This window comes from Rhodococcus globerulus NBRC 14531 (genome assembly GCF_001894805.1).
GTDB classification, from domain to species: domain Bacteria; phylum Actinomycetota; class Actinomycetes; order Mycobacteriales; family Mycobacteriaceae; genus Rhodococcus_F; species Rhodococcus_F globerula.
In genome coordinates, this window is record NZ_BCWX01000001.1 from 1,848,111 (window position 1) to 1,863,438 (window position 15,328).

The 15,328-nt window shown below is 60.9% G+C and carries 12 protein-coding genes and 1 pseudogene; 7 read left to right on the forward strand and 6 right to left on the reverse strand.

Going from position 1 to position 15,328, the window contains the following annotated elements:
* Positions 1 to 365: 365 nt before the first annotated feature.
* A complete protein-coding gene (locus RG2_RS08280) occupies positions 366 to 3,680 on the reverse strand; it encodes a protein kinase domain-containing protein (RefSeq protein WP_033230833.1) in 3,315 nt (1,104 codons plus the stop codon).
* Between the two features lie 155 nt (positions 3,681 to 3,835).
* Entirely contained in the window at positions 3,836 to 4,837 is a 1,002-nt protein-coding gene (locus tag RG2_RS08285) for a helix-turn-helix domain-containing protein (protein WP_033230832.1), read from the reverse strand.
* Between the two features lie 213 nt (positions 4,838 to 5,050).
* On the opposite strand from RG2_RS08285, the gene RG2_RS08295 reads away from it, so the two are divergent.
* A complete protein-coding gene (locus tag RG2_RS08295; RefSeq protein WP_033230830.1) occupies positions 5,051 to 5,980 on the forward strand; it encodes a DMT family transporter in 930 nt (309 codons plus the stop codon).
* On the opposite strand, the gene RG2_RS08300 is transcribed toward RG2_RS08295, so the two are convergent.
* The gene (locus tag RG2_RS08300; RefSeq protein ID WP_033230829.1) at positions 5,925 to 6,446 is read right to left on the reverse strand and encodes a 2'-5' RNA ligase family protein; all 522 of its coding nucleotides are present in this window, start codon (positions 6,444 to 6,446) and stop codon (positions 5,925 to 5,927) included. The genes RG2_RS08295 and RG2_RS08300 overlap by 56 nt on opposite strands.
* A 19-nt stretch (positions 6,447 to 6,465) precedes the next feature.
* Here RG2_RS08300 and RG2_RS08305 point away from each other — a divergent pair, with 19 nt between their 5' ends.
* The 4 genes and pseudogenes from RG2_RS08305 to RG2_RS08320 all read left to right on the forward strand — a co-directional run bounded on the left by RG2_RS08305 (position 6,466) and on the right by RG2_RS08320 (position 10,327).
* Entirely contained in the window at positions 6,466 to 7,563 is a 1,098-nt protein-coding gene (locus RG2_RS08305) for an isocitrate/isopropylmalate dehydrogenase family protein (RefSeq protein WP_033231400.1), read from the forward strand.
* 85 nt (positions 7,564 to 7,648) lie between these two features.
* On the forward strand, positions 7,649 to 8,623 hold the full coding sequence (locus RG2_RS08310; RefSeq protein WP_371851299.1) for an ABC transporter substrate-binding protein: 975 nt from the start codon (positions 7,649 to 7,651) through the stop codon (positions 8,621 to 8,623).
* Positions 8,623 to 9,555 (forward strand): annotated as a pseudogene (locus tag RG2_RS08315) (amino acid ABC transporter permease); the annotation flags it as partial. The gene RG2_RS08310 and the pseudogene RG2_RS08315, both read left to right, overlap by 1 nt.
* A gap of 10 nt (positions 9,556 to 9,565) precedes the next feature.
* A complete protein-coding gene (locus RG2_RS08320; protein ID WP_033230826.1) occupies positions 9,566 to 10,327 on the forward strand; it encodes an amino acid ABC transporter ATP-binding protein in 762 nt (253 codons plus the stop codon).
* Positions 10,328 to 10,330: 3 nt separating this feature from the next.
* Here RG2_RS08320 and RG2_RS08325 read toward each other — a convergent pair whose 3' ends face one another.
* Positions 10,331 to 11,176 (reverse strand): class I SAM-dependent methyltransferase, encoded by an 846-nt coding sequence (locus RG2_RS08325; protein ID WP_033230825.1) that lies wholly within the window; start codon positions 11,174 to 11,176, stop codon positions 10,331 to 10,333.
* Between the two features lie 306 nt (positions 11,177 to 11,482).
* Between RG2_RS08325 and rpsA the strand changes: the two genes are divergently transcribed.
* The gene (gene rpsA, locus RG2_RS08330; protein WP_033230824.1) at positions 11,483 to 12,970 is read left to right on the forward strand and encodes a 30S ribosomal protein S1; all 1,488 of its coding nucleotides are present in this window, start codon (positions 11,483 to 11,485) and stop codon (positions 12,968 to 12,970) included.
* A 186-nt stretch (positions 12,971 to 13,156) separates the two neighbouring features.
* Here the strand turns inward: rpsA and RG2_RS08335 are convergent, their stop codons facing one another.
* Entirely contained in the window at positions 13,157 to 13,378 is a 222-nt protein-coding gene (locus RG2_RS08335) for a hypothetical protein (RefSeq protein ID WP_033230823.1), read from the reverse strand.
* Between the two features lie 152 nt (positions 13,379 to 13,530).
* On the opposite strand from RG2_RS08335, the gene coaE reads away from it, so the two are divergent.
* Positions 13,531 to 14,745: a dephospho-CoA kinase gene (coaE, locus tag RG2_RS08340; protein WP_033230822.1), complete on the forward strand. Its 1,215-nt coding sequence runs from the start codon at positions 13,531 to 13,533 to the stop codon at positions 14,743 to 14,745.
* A gap of 3 nt (positions 14,746 to 14,748) precedes the next feature.
* On the opposite strand, the gene RG2_RS08345 is transcribed toward coaE, so the two are convergent.
* Positions 14,749 to 15,267, reverse strand: a complete 519-nt coding sequence (locus tag RG2_RS08345) for a ribonuclease FAU-1 family protein (RefSeq protein ID WP_033231399.1) — start codon at positions 15,265 to 15,267, stop codon at positions 14,749 to 14,751.
* Positions 15,268 to 15,328 lie beyond the last annotated feature (61 nt).

A 15,328-nucleotide genomic window follows, 5' to 3' on the forward strand; every position in this document is an offset into this window, starting at 1 on the left:
ACGTGGCGAGGTGCAGAGAGTGATGGACAGTCGAACTACAGATATTCGATGCCTGACAATTCTGCACTGCGATGGGTGCGGAAGGTTGTCCGCACCACTGACGCAGTCCTGCCCTGAATGTGGCTGTCGGTTTCTCCACTCGGTTCCGTGCTGCGGCACAGGCACCATCGTCTCCTGGCGATATGTGCAAGCAGAGAATTGCGGGTCAGCATCTGCGCGGATTCCGATCATCGCGATTGTCGAGTTGGATGAAGGTCCGTGGTTGTACACGCTGATCGATTCTGTCCGGCACGCGATGCCTGACAAGCAGTCGCGAGTCGCGTTTCGGTGCAAGGAGCCGGGCGATCGGTTTCCCCACTTCAGCCTCACGTGACGTTTCGTGCCTGTTCGACAACCCATCCGGCGATCTGAGCACGCGAGCTGAACCCGAGCTTGGTCAGAATATGTTCGACGTGTCCCTGAGCAGTGCGAATCGAAATCACCAGTTTCGCGGCGATCGCTTTGTTCGTCAGCCCTTGGGCAACGAGGTCGGCGACTTCCGACTCGCGTTTGGTCAGGCTCGGTCCGATTTGGTTCGACGGAACAGTGACCGGTGGATTCTCGTCGAGCGCCAACGCCGTGGCCTCCGAGATCTTCAGCTTCGCGCCCTTCTTGAACTCGGTGTCGAATTTTCGAGCACCGAGCTGGAGTTTTGACACTCGTGCGCACTCCTCGTGATTGGCAGTCATGCCGAGAACACGGATCGCCGGAGTATCGATCTCGTCCAATAACGTCTGCACTGCGCCCATCAGCGCAGCGGCATGTCCGTAGCGCTTCGCGTCTGCCGCGATCCATGCCAGCACTTCCATGCACCATGCCGAACCGAACGGATCGTCCACGAGCCGAGCCAGCGTCAGCCCCTTCTTCAGCTGCGATTTCGCTCGCGCTTGGTTACCGTCGGACCACAATGCGAGCCCGAGATTCCAGCACGAACGTCCCCGGTACACGATCTCGCCCAGCGGTTCGGTGATCGAGAGCGACTCCTCGTAGCACGCGATGGCCCGGCTGGTGTCGCCAATTTGGTGGTAGGCCAGGCCGAGATGGTTCAGTGCCCAGACATGTCTTAGCAGGTTGTCCTCGGGGCGGAACACTTCGAATGCATGTGAGATGTCCGTGACTGCCTGCTTCGGATTACCGCTGAAGAGGGCAAGAACACCGCAGGCGTACGACGCGAGCGCATCCGCGTCCGGACTTCCCAGTGACTCCGCGCTCGCGCGCGCTTCCTCGGCAAGAGCGGCGCCCGCCTCGGTGTCGCCTTGGATGGATGCAAGCCGACAGTCAGCGTAGAGCGCTTCCAATCGGGCGACCGTCGGTGTCTCGGAGTCGCACGCGAGGATTCGGTCGAACCAGTGTCGAGCTTCGCTGAACAGCCCTCGGGAGAACCAGAACGGAAAAATTGCCACGGCCATCCGAAGCCCAGCCTCCGTATGGTCTACGCCTGATTCCGAGATGCACAGCTCCATGGCCTCGTGCAGATTCGGCTGTTCCCGTCCCAACCGATCGATCCAGTCCAGTTGATTGGGTCCGATCCACTCGGCTGCTGCCCGTAATGCCAACTGCTCGAACCACTCTCGATGTCGACGATGTAATTGTCCGGCTTCGCCGGATTCTTTCAATTTCTCCGCGCCGTACTCTCGCAGGGTCTCGAGGAATCGATACCGAACCACGGACGTCGGCTCCTCTCGAATGAGGATCGACTTGTCGATCAGCGATACAAGCACGTCCAGCACATCGGCCGATGTCAACTCGTCAGCGCAGATTCCCTCCACAGCATCCAACTCGAAGCCGCCGGTGAACACGGACAGCCGGGCCCACAGCTTCTGTTCGAGCGGGGTGCATAGGTCGTAACTCCAGTCCATGCACAACTGAAGGGTTTGCTGGCGCGTCGGAGCCGTGCGGTTGCCTCCGGTCAGAAGCCGGTACCTGTCAGTGAGATGCTCGAGAATCTGAGTGGTGGACATCGAACGCAATCGGGCCGCCGCCAACTCGATGGGAAGTGGAAGCCCGTCGAGTTGATGGCAGATCTGCGTCACCGAGGCCCTGTTGTCCTCGGTGATCGCGAAGGTCGGAAGCACAGCGCATGCACGTTCGATGAACAACGTCACCGCGTCGTATCCCGACAATCCCTGCAGGGAGGGTGTTTGATCGTGATCCGGGACGGTCAGTGGTGACAGTCGGAGCACGCTCTCCCCGCCGATGCCGAGTGGTTCGCGGCTCGTGGCCAGGATTCGCAGCTCCGGGCAGGTCTGCAATAACGCTTGTGCCAGTGCAGCAATGGCATCGAGCATCTGCTCACAATTGTCGAGCACCAACAACGTTCGATGTGGACGCAGGTGCTCGACCAACGTCTGCTGTACCGGTCGGGCGGAGAGGTTCCGTAGCCCGAGGGAGGCGGTCACTGTTTCGGCCACCAGGGGCTCGTCTCGGATCTCGCCCAGTTCGACCAACCAGACTCCGTCGGGAAATGCTTGCCGGCAACTTCTCGCAACTTGCAGCGCAAGTCTGGTTTTACCGACACCGCCGACCCCGGCCAGTGTCACCAGCCTGTTGGCGGCCAGCGCCTTCTTCGTTTCGGTCAACTCGCGGCGACGCCCGACGAAACTGGTCAGATCGAGCGGTAGGTTCCCCATGTCGTCTCGGCCACGCGTCGAGGCGTTTCCGGACACGGGGCCGGTTCCACGTGGTGGCGAAAAGGTGGTGCGAGGCTTCGAGCTGTTCGAATTCGGGTCACCGAGTTCGGGATTCAATGCCATCTCGTCCAATGACCATCCGCGACGGCGTTGAGTTTGCCTGAGTTCCTCGCCGAATTCTGCGGCAGATGTGGGTCTGTCACCGGGATACACGGCCATCGCGTGTTCGAGGACTACACGTAAGTCGTGGGGGAGGTCGGGTTCGGTGGCGACGTCCGGAACCTGTCTGCCGGAAATGGCTGCGAGCAAGGTCGCGCCGAGGCTGTAAATGTCAGCAGCGGCATCCGACTGATCTCCGCGCAGGATCTCCGGAGCCGTGAACGCCGGCGAACCGGTGACGATGCCCTTGGCGGTTTCGAAGGCGTCGACCACGTGTACCCGCGGCCGGTCGTTGCGATAGCCGTTCACGTGAGCAATGCCGAAATCGGCAAGTTCAGGTTCGCCGTAGTCGCTCAGAAGCACGTTGGCCGGCTTCACGTCCCGATGGAGGATCCCCGCGCGGTGCGCAGTTTCCAACGCGCCCGCGACCTTGATTCCCAGGCGACATGCCGCCTCGCATTCGAACCGGCCATGGGCGTGGATCCACGCTGCCATCGAACCTTGAAGGTGGTACGGCATCACAATGTACGGCCGACCGCTGCTGGTCGCGCCCACCGACAGGACATTGAGAATATTCGGGTGCCCGGTCAATCGGCCCATCGCACGCTGTTCACGAAGGAATCGGGCGAGATTCTCGCTGTCGAATTCGCCGGTCAACACCTTGACGGCCACGACGCGGTCCAGAGCGGGCTGGGAACAACGGAATACCACACCGAATCCGCCGCGGCCGATCTCGCGGGCATCTGCGAATCCGGCCACCGTCAGTTCCGCGGTGACCAGGTCAGCCCGTGTCGGTCCGTCGTGCTGTGTTACTTCGCCGAGCTGCGTCGGCGGTGGATGATTCTCGATCATCAGTTACTTCGATCCGGTGCAATTGCTTTCGGTGTGTAAACGTCACCGAGAAAGCCTCGAGCGGACCGCAGCGCGGTCGCTTGAACATGCACACGTCACTTCTCGGCGAGTATCTACAGGGTAACTCTGCTCGCGGATTGTGGGGAAAATCACGCCTACGGGGATTCGGGCTGTGTGACAGCCCGGAATGTTCGCCGGTAAGCCTGTGGTGTCGTGCACCGCAATCGGAGAAAGTGCTGGCGAAGGACCGCGCCACCGCCGAAACCCACCCGTTCGGCTATGACGTCGACAGGTAGATCACTGTTTTCGAGTAATTGCTGCGCCGCGAGGACGCGTTGATCGCTGAGCCAGCGAGCCGGGGTTGCGCCTGTTTCAGATTGGAAACGGCGGGCGAAGGTTCGAGGCGACATGTTGGCGCGCGCAGCCACCCGCGTCACCGTGAGGTTCTCGGCAAGGTGTGCCGTCATCCAGTCGAGTAACGGACTCAGCGTTGTATCGGGAACTGTGGCAAGGGGACTGGCGACGTACTGAGCTTGTCCGCCATCGCGGTGTGGCGGAACAACCATGCGTCTGGCGATCCCGTTCGCGACGCGACTGCCCTGTTCTTTCCGGACGATATGCAGACACAGGTCGATGCCCGCAGCTGTTCCGGCACTCGTGAAAACAGGATCCTCGTCGACGTACAACACGTCTGGATCGACCTTGGCGTCCGGATAGGCGTCGGCCAATCGCTTGGCGTGGCGCCAATGGGTGGTGCACCGCTTTCCGTCGAGTAAGCCTGCCGCTCCCAATATGAAGGCGCCGGTACACAGACTTGCCACCTTCGCGCCGCGGCTCACCGCGTCCTGGAGTTTGAGAAGGAGCGGATCGGCGCTCGAATCGGGGCGCGGGGCGCACATGTAGTCGTCGTCTGCGGCGTAGGTCCCGCCGGCCGACACGATGATCAGATCCGCGTCGTCGAGAGCGTCCAGGTTGTACGGAACGTCGATGCCGTATCCGAACCGGGTTCGGATCGGTCCTGGAACTGCCGCGACCAACGAGAAATCGTACGTCGGCAAGTTCTCGTCCGAGCGATCGAATCCGAACACCTCGCAGGCCACCCCGAGTTCGAAAGCCTCCGTCATCGACATCAGTGGGACCACCACTTTTTCGAGCATGTGTCGAGTCTGACAGAAAAATGACGTCGTGGCAGAAAATCGTTCAAGTATGGCATTTCTGCCACTATTGCTGCATGTACTACTGCGTCAAGCTTTGTACATGGCAATCATCATCGTCAGTCTGATCGTCCTCGTCACCCTCAACGTCCTGGCTCTGACCGGGCGCACTCCCGACACTCGCCGCGACGTGAGCCCCCACGGCGAATTCACCTTGTGAGGGCGAGCCTGCTCTTCCAGTACGTCGCCGCGTCGATGGTGTGGGGCGCAAGCTTCCTCTTCATGAAGATCGGCCTCGAAGGATTGTCCTTCACCCAAGTTGTCCTGTGGCGCTTGGTTTTCGGTGCACTGGCGTTGGTGATCGTTTCGGCGATCAATCGGATCGGATTGCCGCAGGATCGTCGAATCTGGAAGCACATGTCCTTTCTGGCGGCGATGCAATGTGTAGCTCCGTGGCTGTTGTTCAGTTGGGCCGAGCAGAGCATGTCGTCGGGGCTCGCCAGCATCTACAACGCCACGACACCGCTCATGACGATGGCGGCGTCCCTCGCATTCCTGCCCGGGGAGAGCTTGACCAGATTCAAAGCCACAGGCCTCATGCTCGGGTTCTTCGGTGTTCTGATTGTGCTGTCCCCGTGGAACATCGGAGTTGGTGGAAGCGTCAGCGCGCAGATCGCCTGTCTTGGAGCTACCGCGTCGTATGGCGTCTCGTTTGTCTACCTCCGTCGCTTCGTCCTTCCGCTCGGTGTTGATACCCGCACCATCGCGTTGCTGCAGATCAGCATCGGGGCATTGTTCATGGTGCTCGCGTCGCCGGTCATCGCGAACACACCGATGCACCTGACACCGGCAATCATCGGGTCGATGATCGCTCTCGGCGCATTCGGAACAGGATTGGCATTTATCTGGAACACCAACGTCGTGCAGGGGTGGGGTCCGACAGCGGCCTCGACGGTCACCTATCTCAGCCCAGTCGTCGGCGTTGCGCTCGGCGCGATCGTGCTCGGCGAGAGCATCGGCTGGAATCAACCACTCGGAGCGTTGATCGTGATCGCCGGAATCCTGGTTACCAGGCGGGCAACTCGATCGCTCACGCCGGCGGAGTCAGTGACCACTCCAATTTCTGTTCGCCGTCCCACCGTCTGATCGGACCGCAATCGCCGGCGATCACGTCCTTGCTCAGTAGGGAGATCGCACCGCCCAGTTGATCCGGCTCGATCCGCCGAGCCAACGTCACATGTGGCGTCCACGTACCCGGTTCGATGTGCCCGGGAATACCACTGGACCCGGCTGCGGCGTCGAAGACATCACGGTGAAGTCGCAGGAGAGCTCTCGACGGGATGACAGAACGTGCCAATACGAACTGCCTGCCGCCGAACACGATGTAACCACCCAATCTGATTTCGAAGGGTGGTAGCGAGAACCGTCTGGTCAGGACCTCGTCGACCTCAGGCGGAATCGCGCGCGCGACAAACAACGTGATGTGCGGTCGATTGCTCTCGCGCACCATTTTTCCCTGACTCGGTAGACCTGCGTCAGCGAGCGCAGACCACTGACCGCGTATCGCCGACTCACTCGACTCGCCGAGTAACAACTCCACCGACTGGACCATGATGGGTAATGATTGCCCGATGACAGGTACGAGTGCAATCGGATCATCGGGCCTGCGGCTGGGACTCATGCGCGGCGACGGAATCGGTCAGGATATCGTCCCGGCCACTCGGGAGATCGTGGACGGCGCAATGTCCTCGGTTCACGCCCAACCAGTGGAGTGGGTGGAACTGCCGCTCGGCTTCGAAGCCATCGACAGTCACGGGACACCCATTCCCGACGAGACACTCACCGCACTCGAGCAGCTACCCGGATGGATCCTCGGACCACATGACAGCGCGTCGTACCCGAGCGAGTTTCGTGGACAGCTGACGCCCGGCGGTGTGATCCGAAAGAAGTTCGAACTCTTTGCGAACATCCGTCCGGCCGCTGTTCTGAGCGGAGTGAAGGCGACCGTTCCGGGCATGGACTTGGTGATCGTCCGCGAGAACACCGAGGGGCTGTACGCAGACCGCAACATGGCTGTCGGTAGCGGTGAATTCATGCCGACGCCGGACCTCGCACTCTCGGTTGGCGTTTTCACCCGCGCAGCGTGCGAGCGAATAGCCCGAACGGCGTTCGCTCTGGCGACGCGTCGACGCAATCACGTCACCATCGTCCACAAAGCGAATGTCCTCACCCTCACCACCGGGCTTTTCCGCGATGCCTGCCGCACTGTGGCCGCCGATTTCCCTCATGTCGTTGTCGACGATGAACATGTCGATGCCATGGCCGCACTTCTGGTTCGGCGAGGTGGAGATTTCGATGTCGTAGTCACCGAGAACATGTTCGGCGACATCCTGTCAGACCTGGCAGGAGAGTTGGCCGGCTCGCTCGGGACAGCGCCGTCGATCAATGTCTCGGACACTCGAGTCATGGCGCAGGCTGCGCACGGAGCGGCGCCGGACATAGCGGGCAAGAACCGAGCCAACCCCACAGCCATGTTTCTCTCGAGTGCGATGATGCTGGACTGGCTGGCAGATGTCCGTCGCGAACCTGTGTTGTCGGCTGCGGCGCGTCGAATCAGAAATGCGGTGAACGCCACTATTTCCTCGGGAATCGCGACCGCTGACCTTGGCGGCCTTGCGTCCACCAGCGAATTCGCCGAAGTGGTGTACGCGCATACACTTCGTCGCTGATTCTTGTATCGCACGGGTGGGGAAGGAGTTCGGAATCGTTAGTCGAGGAAGTCCTGCCGTACCCTACCGTTCTACTGAATTTCGAATGAGCGTTGCTCGATGCGGCGATCGACGAGTGGAGAGCAGAGTCGTGGTCGGTGAAAACGCGCGAGCAAGAGTGTTTCGTCGCGGGGGAGTACGCATACATCTCGTTCGGCTCCTGTTGGTCGGCGTGATTGTCGCGCTCTGCGGGGGATGTGTGGTCAACGACGAAGGTCTTGTGCCGGAAGGTCCTCCACTCACGGTGCAGAAGGTGCCTGAGATTGCGGCGCTGTTGCCACTGAAGGTCGCTGAAACCGGCAAGCTCCAGATCGGGGTGAACATTCCCTACGCGCCCAACGAATTCAAGGACGCGGACGGCAACATCGTCGGATTCGACGTCGACTTGATGAAAGCTGTTGCGGCAGTGCTCGGAGTCGAGGCGGTCTTCAACCAAGCGGACTTCGACAAGATCATTCCCGCAATCCAATCGGGGAGCTACGACATGGGAATGTCGTCGTTCACCGATTCCAAGGAGCGCGAGAAGACGGTCGACTTCGTGACCTACTACAGCGCAGGCATTCAATGGGCGCAGCGCCCGGACAATCCTGTCGATCCGAACAATGCGTGTGGGCTGCGGGTCGCGGTGCAAACCACGACGACCGAGGACATCGACGAAGTGCCTGCGAAGAGCGAGGCATGTGTTGCCGCAGGCAAGCCGCCGATCGAGAAGGTCAAGTACGACAGCCAGGACGACGCGGCGAATGCGCTCATCCTCGGCCGAGTCGACGCACTGTCCGCGGACTCGCCGGTCACCGGCTACGCGATCAAGCGCAGCAAGGGCCGAATGGAAGCGGCGGGTGAGCCCTTCGATTCGGCACCGTACGGTTGGCCGATCGTCAAGGGCTCGGAGCTGGGTCCCGCACTTCAGCAGGCCATGCAGTACCTGATCGACAACGGCGTCTATCAACAGATCGCTCAGACGTGGAGCGTCGAGGCCGGCGTCATCGAAGTATCCAAGATCAACGGCGCGGAGAGCTGATGAACATGACAACAACCGAGAGTGGCGATCCGGCGCCGATCAAGGCGATCCCACTGCGCAGACCTGGTCGCTGGATAGCTGCGATCGTCGTAGTGGTGTTGTTCGGACTGTTCGTCTACGGGGCGGCGACCAACGACGCGTTCGGATGGGGAACCTACGGTCGGTATCTGTTCGACTCGCGAATCAGCGCGGCCGCGTGGAAGACCATCCAACTGACAGTGCTGTCGATGGTGATCGCGATAGTCCTGGGCGTGATTTTGGCTGTGATGAGGTTGTCACCCAACCCTGTCCTCAGGACAGCCGCTTGGGGGTATCTCTGGATTTTTCGTGGCACGCCCGTGTACGTCCAATTGGTGTTCTGGGGGCTGTTTCCGTCGATCTACAAGAGCCTCGATCTCGGTATCCCGTTTGTGCATCAGTTCGTGCACATCGATCTACAGGGAATCCAGGCGGCGTTCCTTTTTGCCGTCATCGGGTTGGCATTGAACGAAGCTGCCTACATGGCGGAAATCGTCCGAGCCGGAGTGAGTTCGGTCAACGAGGGACAGACCGAAGCATCCATCGCGTTGGGCATGACGTGGAGCCAGACCATGCGCCGAACGGTTCTCCCACAGGCAATGCGCGTGATTATCCCGCCGACGGGCAACGAGTTGATCAGCATGCTCAAGACGACGTCGCTGGTGTCCGCAGTTCCGTACAGCTTGGAGTTGTACGGTCGTGCCAGAGATATTTCGGGTGCAAACTTCGAGCCGATTCCACTGCTCATGGTTGCGGCAACCTGGTACCTCGCGATCACCAGCCTGCTGATGATCGGCCAGTTCTACGTCGAGCGGTACTACTCGAAGGGTGCCACGCGAGCACTGACCACACGCCAGCTTCAGGCGCTTGCCGATGCACAAGGCAACGCGACGGTAGTGGAGACACTCCCGGAGGAGAACGCAAATGACACCGATGGTCAAGGCAGATCGAGTGTGCAAGAACTTCGGCGCACTCCAGGTTCTCAAAGGCGTGTCACTCGAAATCGATCGTGGGCAGGTGCTCTGCCTGGTCGGTCCGTCCGGGTCGGGCAAGTCGACTTTCTTGCGCTGCATCAACCACCTCGAACAGGTCAATGCCGGACGCCTGTATGTCGACGGCGACCTTGTCGGTTACTCGGAGAAGAACGGCAAGCTTTACGAACTGCACCCACGGGCGGCGGCGAAGCAACGTCAGGACATCGGCATGGTGTTCCAGCACTTCAACCTGTTCCCGCACCGAACAGCGCTGGAGAACATCATCGAAGCGCCCACCCAGGTGAAGCGCGTGAGCAAGAAGAAGGCGATCGAGCGGGCAAAGGATCTGCTCGATCAGGTTGGTTTGAGCGCCAAGGCAAACGCATACCCCGCCCAATTGTCCGGTGGACAGCAACAGCGCGTAGCCATTGCGCGGGCACTCGCGATGGACCCGAAACTGATGCTCTTCGACGAGCCGACGTCGGCTCTCGATCCGGAACTCGTCGGTGAAGTTCTGACAGTCATGAAACAACTCGCCAAAGACGGAATGACGATGGTCGTCGTCACTCACGAGATGGGCTTCGCCCGTGAGGTTGCCGATCAGCTGGTGTTCATGGACGGCGGAGTTGTCGTCGAATCCGGTGAGCCGCGACAACTTCTGGCCAACCCGCAGCAGGATCGCACCAAGGCATTCCTGTCGAATCTGCTGTAGCTCTCAGGGTTTGACGGCGCTGAATATCGCGGTGCCCGGAAAGAGCTGGCCGCGTAGGGGACTCCACTGTCCCCACTCGCGGTCCAGCCACTCCGGCCACTCCGGTTCGATGATGTCGTGAACCTGCAGGCCGGCCGCCACCAATTCGCGGACGCGGTCGCCGATCGTGCGGTGGTGCTCGACGTAGGTGGGCACGCCGTTGTCGTCGACCTCGACGTAGGGCGTTCGGTCGAAGTAGGGGAGTGTCGCAGTCAGTCCCTTGGGTCCAGGGTCGTCGGGGAAGATCCAGCGAATCGGATGGTTGACCGCAAACACCCACTTGCCGCCCGGCCGTAGAACTCGCGCTACTTCGTTCATCACTTGCTGCGAATCGGCCACGAACGGAACGGCTCCGAAAGCGGAGCAGACGATGTCGAAGCTCGCGTCGGCAAACGGCAGCAATTCGGCGCTCGCCTGGATCAGCGGTACGCGTGGTCCGCCGGCAGTCATAGCGTCGACTCCGCGCGAGAGCATGCCCATCGAAATGTCGAGTCCGACGGCGCGGGCGCCGTGACCGGCCAGCCACCGGGCGCAGGGTGCGGAGCCGCATCCCACTTCGAGGATGTCCTTGTCGACGATGTCGCCCAACAGGTGGTGATCGCCTTCGTGTAGACCCTCGGGGCACCAGACGAATTCACCGTCTGCGCTGTTCACGCCCAGAAACTCGCCATGAGTACGGTGGTAGTCCTCGGCGTCTGCGTCCCACCACGCGCGGCTGGCGCGGTCGCTCGCATCGGAGTCGACCCGGGCCCTGCCGACTCCGCTGGTCCCGAGAATGGAATTGGCGGCAGCGTGGCGATCGTCAGACATGTCGAACAGACTAGAGCGCTACCAGCGGCGACAGGGTACCCGGGTTTGCCCGCTCGCACCGCCGACGCGTAGTCTTACCCACGCGAGTGTCTGTCATTCAGTCGAATATCTGTACTAGGCCTTTACCGAGGCCTTGGATCGGCGTGAACGAGAGATCTTGCGGTGCGCCGTTCGGGTGCGGAATGTGTTTCGGTTTCCGGTTGTTAGTTTCTGTGCAACTGGGTACTGCATTCCGGTACCTCAATGTTGCATCTCGTCCGACAAAATCCATCAACCGACCACAACTCGTCCGGAGCAATTCAACATATGCCCTCCACAACCGTCACCTCGCCGCAGGTTGCCATTAACGACATTGGCTCTGCCGAGGACTTCCTCGCCGCCATCGACGCAACGATCAAGTACTTCAACGATGGCGACATCGTCGAAGGCACCATCGTCAAGGTCGACCGCGACGAGGTTCTGCTCGACATCGGTTACAAGACCGAAGGTGTCATCCCTTCTCGTGAGCTCTCCATCAAGCACGACGTCGACCCCAACGAGGTCGTCTCCGTGGGAGATGCGGTCGAGGCTCTCGTCCTCACCAAGGAGGACAAAGAAGGTCGACTGATCCTGTCGAAGAAGCGTGCTCAGTACGAGCGTGCCTGGGGCACCATCGAGGAGCTCAAGGAGAAGGACGAGGCCGTCAAGGGCACCGTCATCGAGGTCGTCAAGGGCGGCCTCATCCTTGACATCGGCCTTCGTGGCTTCCTCCCCGCCTCGCTCGTCGAAATGCGTCGTGTCCGCGACCTCCAGCCGTACGTCGGCAAGGAGATCGAGGCCAAGATCATCGAGCTCGACAAGAACCGCAACAACGTGGTCCTGTCGCGCCGTGCATGGCTCGAGCAGACTCAGTCCGAGGTTCGCAGCGAATTCCTGCACCAGCTCCAGAAGGGCCAGGTCCGCAAGGGCGTCGTGTCCTCCATCGTCAACTTCGGTGCATTCGTGGACCTGGGCGGCGTAGACGGTCTGGTTCACGTTTCCGAGCTGTCTTGGAAGCACATCGATCACCCGTCCGAGGTTGTCGAGGTCGGCACCGAGGTCACCGTCGAGGTTCTCGACGTCGACCTGGACCGCGAGCGCGTCTCCCTGTCGCTCAAGGCAACGCAGGAAGATCCGTGGCGTCAGTTCGCCCGCACGCACGCCATCGGCCAGATCGTGCCCGGCAAGGTCACGAAGCTGGTTCCGTTCGGTGCATTCGTGCGCGTCGAAGAGGGAATCGAAGGCCTCGTTCACATCTCGGAGCTGGCTGAGCGCCACGTCGAGGTTCCGGACCAGGTTGTCGGCGTCGGCGACGATGCACTCGTCAAGGTCATCGACATCGACCTCGAGCGTCGTCGTATCTCGCTGTCGCTGAAGCAGGCCAACGAGGATTACAACGCCGAGTTCGATCCGTCCAAGTACGGCATGGCCGACTCGTACGACGAGCAGGGCAACTACATCTTCCCCGAGGGCTTCGATCCCGAGACCAACGAATGGCTCGAGGGCTTCGACAAGCAGCGCGAAGAGTGGGAGAACCGCTACGCCGAGGCTGAGCGTCGTCACAAGATGCACACCGTTCAGATGGAGAAGACCGCTGCAGACGAGGCCGCTGAAGCTGCCACCGCTGCTGCCGGCTACTCCTCGGAGACGGCTTCTGCAGACGACGAAGAGGCTCCGGCCTCTGCAGGCTCCGCTCCGGCAGAGTCCGCTGGTGGATCGCTTGCAAGCGATGCACAGCTCGCCGCACTTCGCGAGAAGCTGTCGGGCAACGCATAAGGATTACTGCTTGATCTGATCAAGCGAGATCTGTGAAAGAACCCCGCGCCTGCGCAAGCAGGAGCGGGGTTCTTTTGTTGTGTGGCACAAGTATTCGCCTCACACCGGTTGTCGCCTGGGAGGAAATGCGACAGCCACCAGTCTGGCGACTGGTGGCTGTCGGGTGAAAGCTGCGGTGCTGCTAGGTCAAGCGGTGGTGGCCGGAGCCGGGACCCAATACGTCGCGGTGGCTTCGGCTGTGCGCTTGCGCATCGACGCGAAGCTGTGACGGCCCTGGCTCACGAGGACGGTGAACCACGTTCGCCGATGTTCGGCCAATGCAAAGGCAACCTCGGGAAATTCGATACAGTGCACGCCGTTCGGCATTCCGAGGCGATGCTGACCAAGATGGTCACGATCTGCTCGCATGGCGTCCACTTTCTCGAGAAGGTGCAGGGCGTTCGCTAGAACTTAACCACACGGATTGCCTTTATTGTGGTATTTGCGTCTGGAGTTGTGTGGCGTGTTCAATTTCAGGACTCGAATCTCGTGCGGTCAGCATAGGTGAGAGACTGTCCGTTGTGTTGAGAGTTGGCCTCACTGGAGGCATCGGAGCCGGCAAGTCGACTGTGTCGAAAATCCTCACCGAACTGGGAGCAGTGATCGTTGATGCCGATCTGATCGCCCGAGAGGTCGTAGAACCCGGTACTCCGGGGTTGGCTGCGTTGGCGCAGGCGTTCGGTGACGGCATCATCGCGCCGGACGGCACCCTCGATCGACCCGCGCTTGCGGCGTTGGCGTTTGCCGACGACGCTTCCCGCGGCACTCTCAATTCGATCCTGCATCCGTTGATCGGCCATCGTACGGCCGAAGCCATTGACGCTGCGCCAGCGAATTCTGTTCTGGTGCAGGACATTCCACTGCTTGTCGAAGCTGGAATGGCTCCGGCGTTCAATATGGTTGTCATCGTGTACGTCGACGCCGAAGAACGTGTCCGGCGGTTGGTCGAGTCACGTGGGATGCCCGAGAGCGATGCCAGGGCGCGAATCGCGGCGCAGGCGACCGACGATCAGCGCCGCGCCGTTGCGGACGTCTGGCTCGACAACAGCGGTGATCCAGGCGCCCTGGACGCTGTCGTCCGTGAACTGTGGGCAGGTCGAATCGCACCGTTCGAGGAGAATCTGCGCACCGGAACAGCGGTTCGTGTACTTCCTGAGCTGAGCCCCGCGGATCCGCAGTGGCCGGTGCAAGCAACTCGCCTGATCAACCGGTTGGCGCTGCTGTGTGGTGATCGAGCCACGCGTATCGATCACATCGGTTCCACTGCCGTACCGGGACTCGACGCGAAGGACGTGATCGATCTTCAGATCACCGTCGAACACATCGGGATTGCGGACGACTTGGCCGCTGACCTTGCAACTGGTGGTTTTCCGCGTCTCGAGAACATCGTCGCGGACGATCCGAAACCTGCCTATGTCGGGGGTGAAACCGATCCGAGCGTGTGGGCGAAGCGGATTCATGCCAGCGCAGATCCGGGTCGGCCGGTGAACATCCATATTCGTGTCGACGGTTGGCCGGGCCAGCAATTTGCCGTGTTGTTCCGTGACTGGCTGCGGGCGGATGACGACGCCCGTGCGGAGTATGCCGCGTTGAAGGTCCGGGCCGCGGAGCACGCGTCCGGAATAGATGATTACGACAAGGCGATGGATGCGTACCTCGCGGTCAAGACACCCTGGTTCGACGCGGCGTTCCACCGTGCGTGGGAATGGGCAGACAAGTCGGGTTGGACGGCCTGACGCCTACCGCCAGGTGATCGGCATGCCCAACGACGACAGCCACGCGCCGAGATCGTGACCGTGGGCGGCAATGCCGTCGATGGTGCGGGCAGCGATCAGCATGGCCTGTTCGGACGTCTGGGCGTCGAGTATTCCGGATGCGTGCGCTTCCAGGAGTTCGTCGACGTCGAGTAGTTCGGTGCTGCGGCCGGTCTGCACAATCAGATCGAGATAGTGGTCTTCGGATCTCCATGCGTGCTCACCGCGCGTGAATGTGCCGATGTCGATGTAGTGATCCTGGTCCCGTTCGTGCCCCGGCGTGAAGTGGAAGATCGACGCTCGAATTCCGAGGTCGGGAAGTATCCACGACTCCAGGTAGTGGAATTGTGGATGGTCTGCGTGTCGGCCCATGTACAGGCCCCATGGCTCTTCGCGGTAGGTTTCGACCTGGCGAACGAAGCCCTTGGGGTCGATGTTGGTTCGGGCCTCGAGGTCGAAAGTTTCGACTTTGGGCGGGTGAATGTGAATACGTGCTTCGCTCATGTTGCATGAACCTACCGCTGCGACGAGCTTGTGCCCACGCATGATGTCGGTGGGTGCGCAT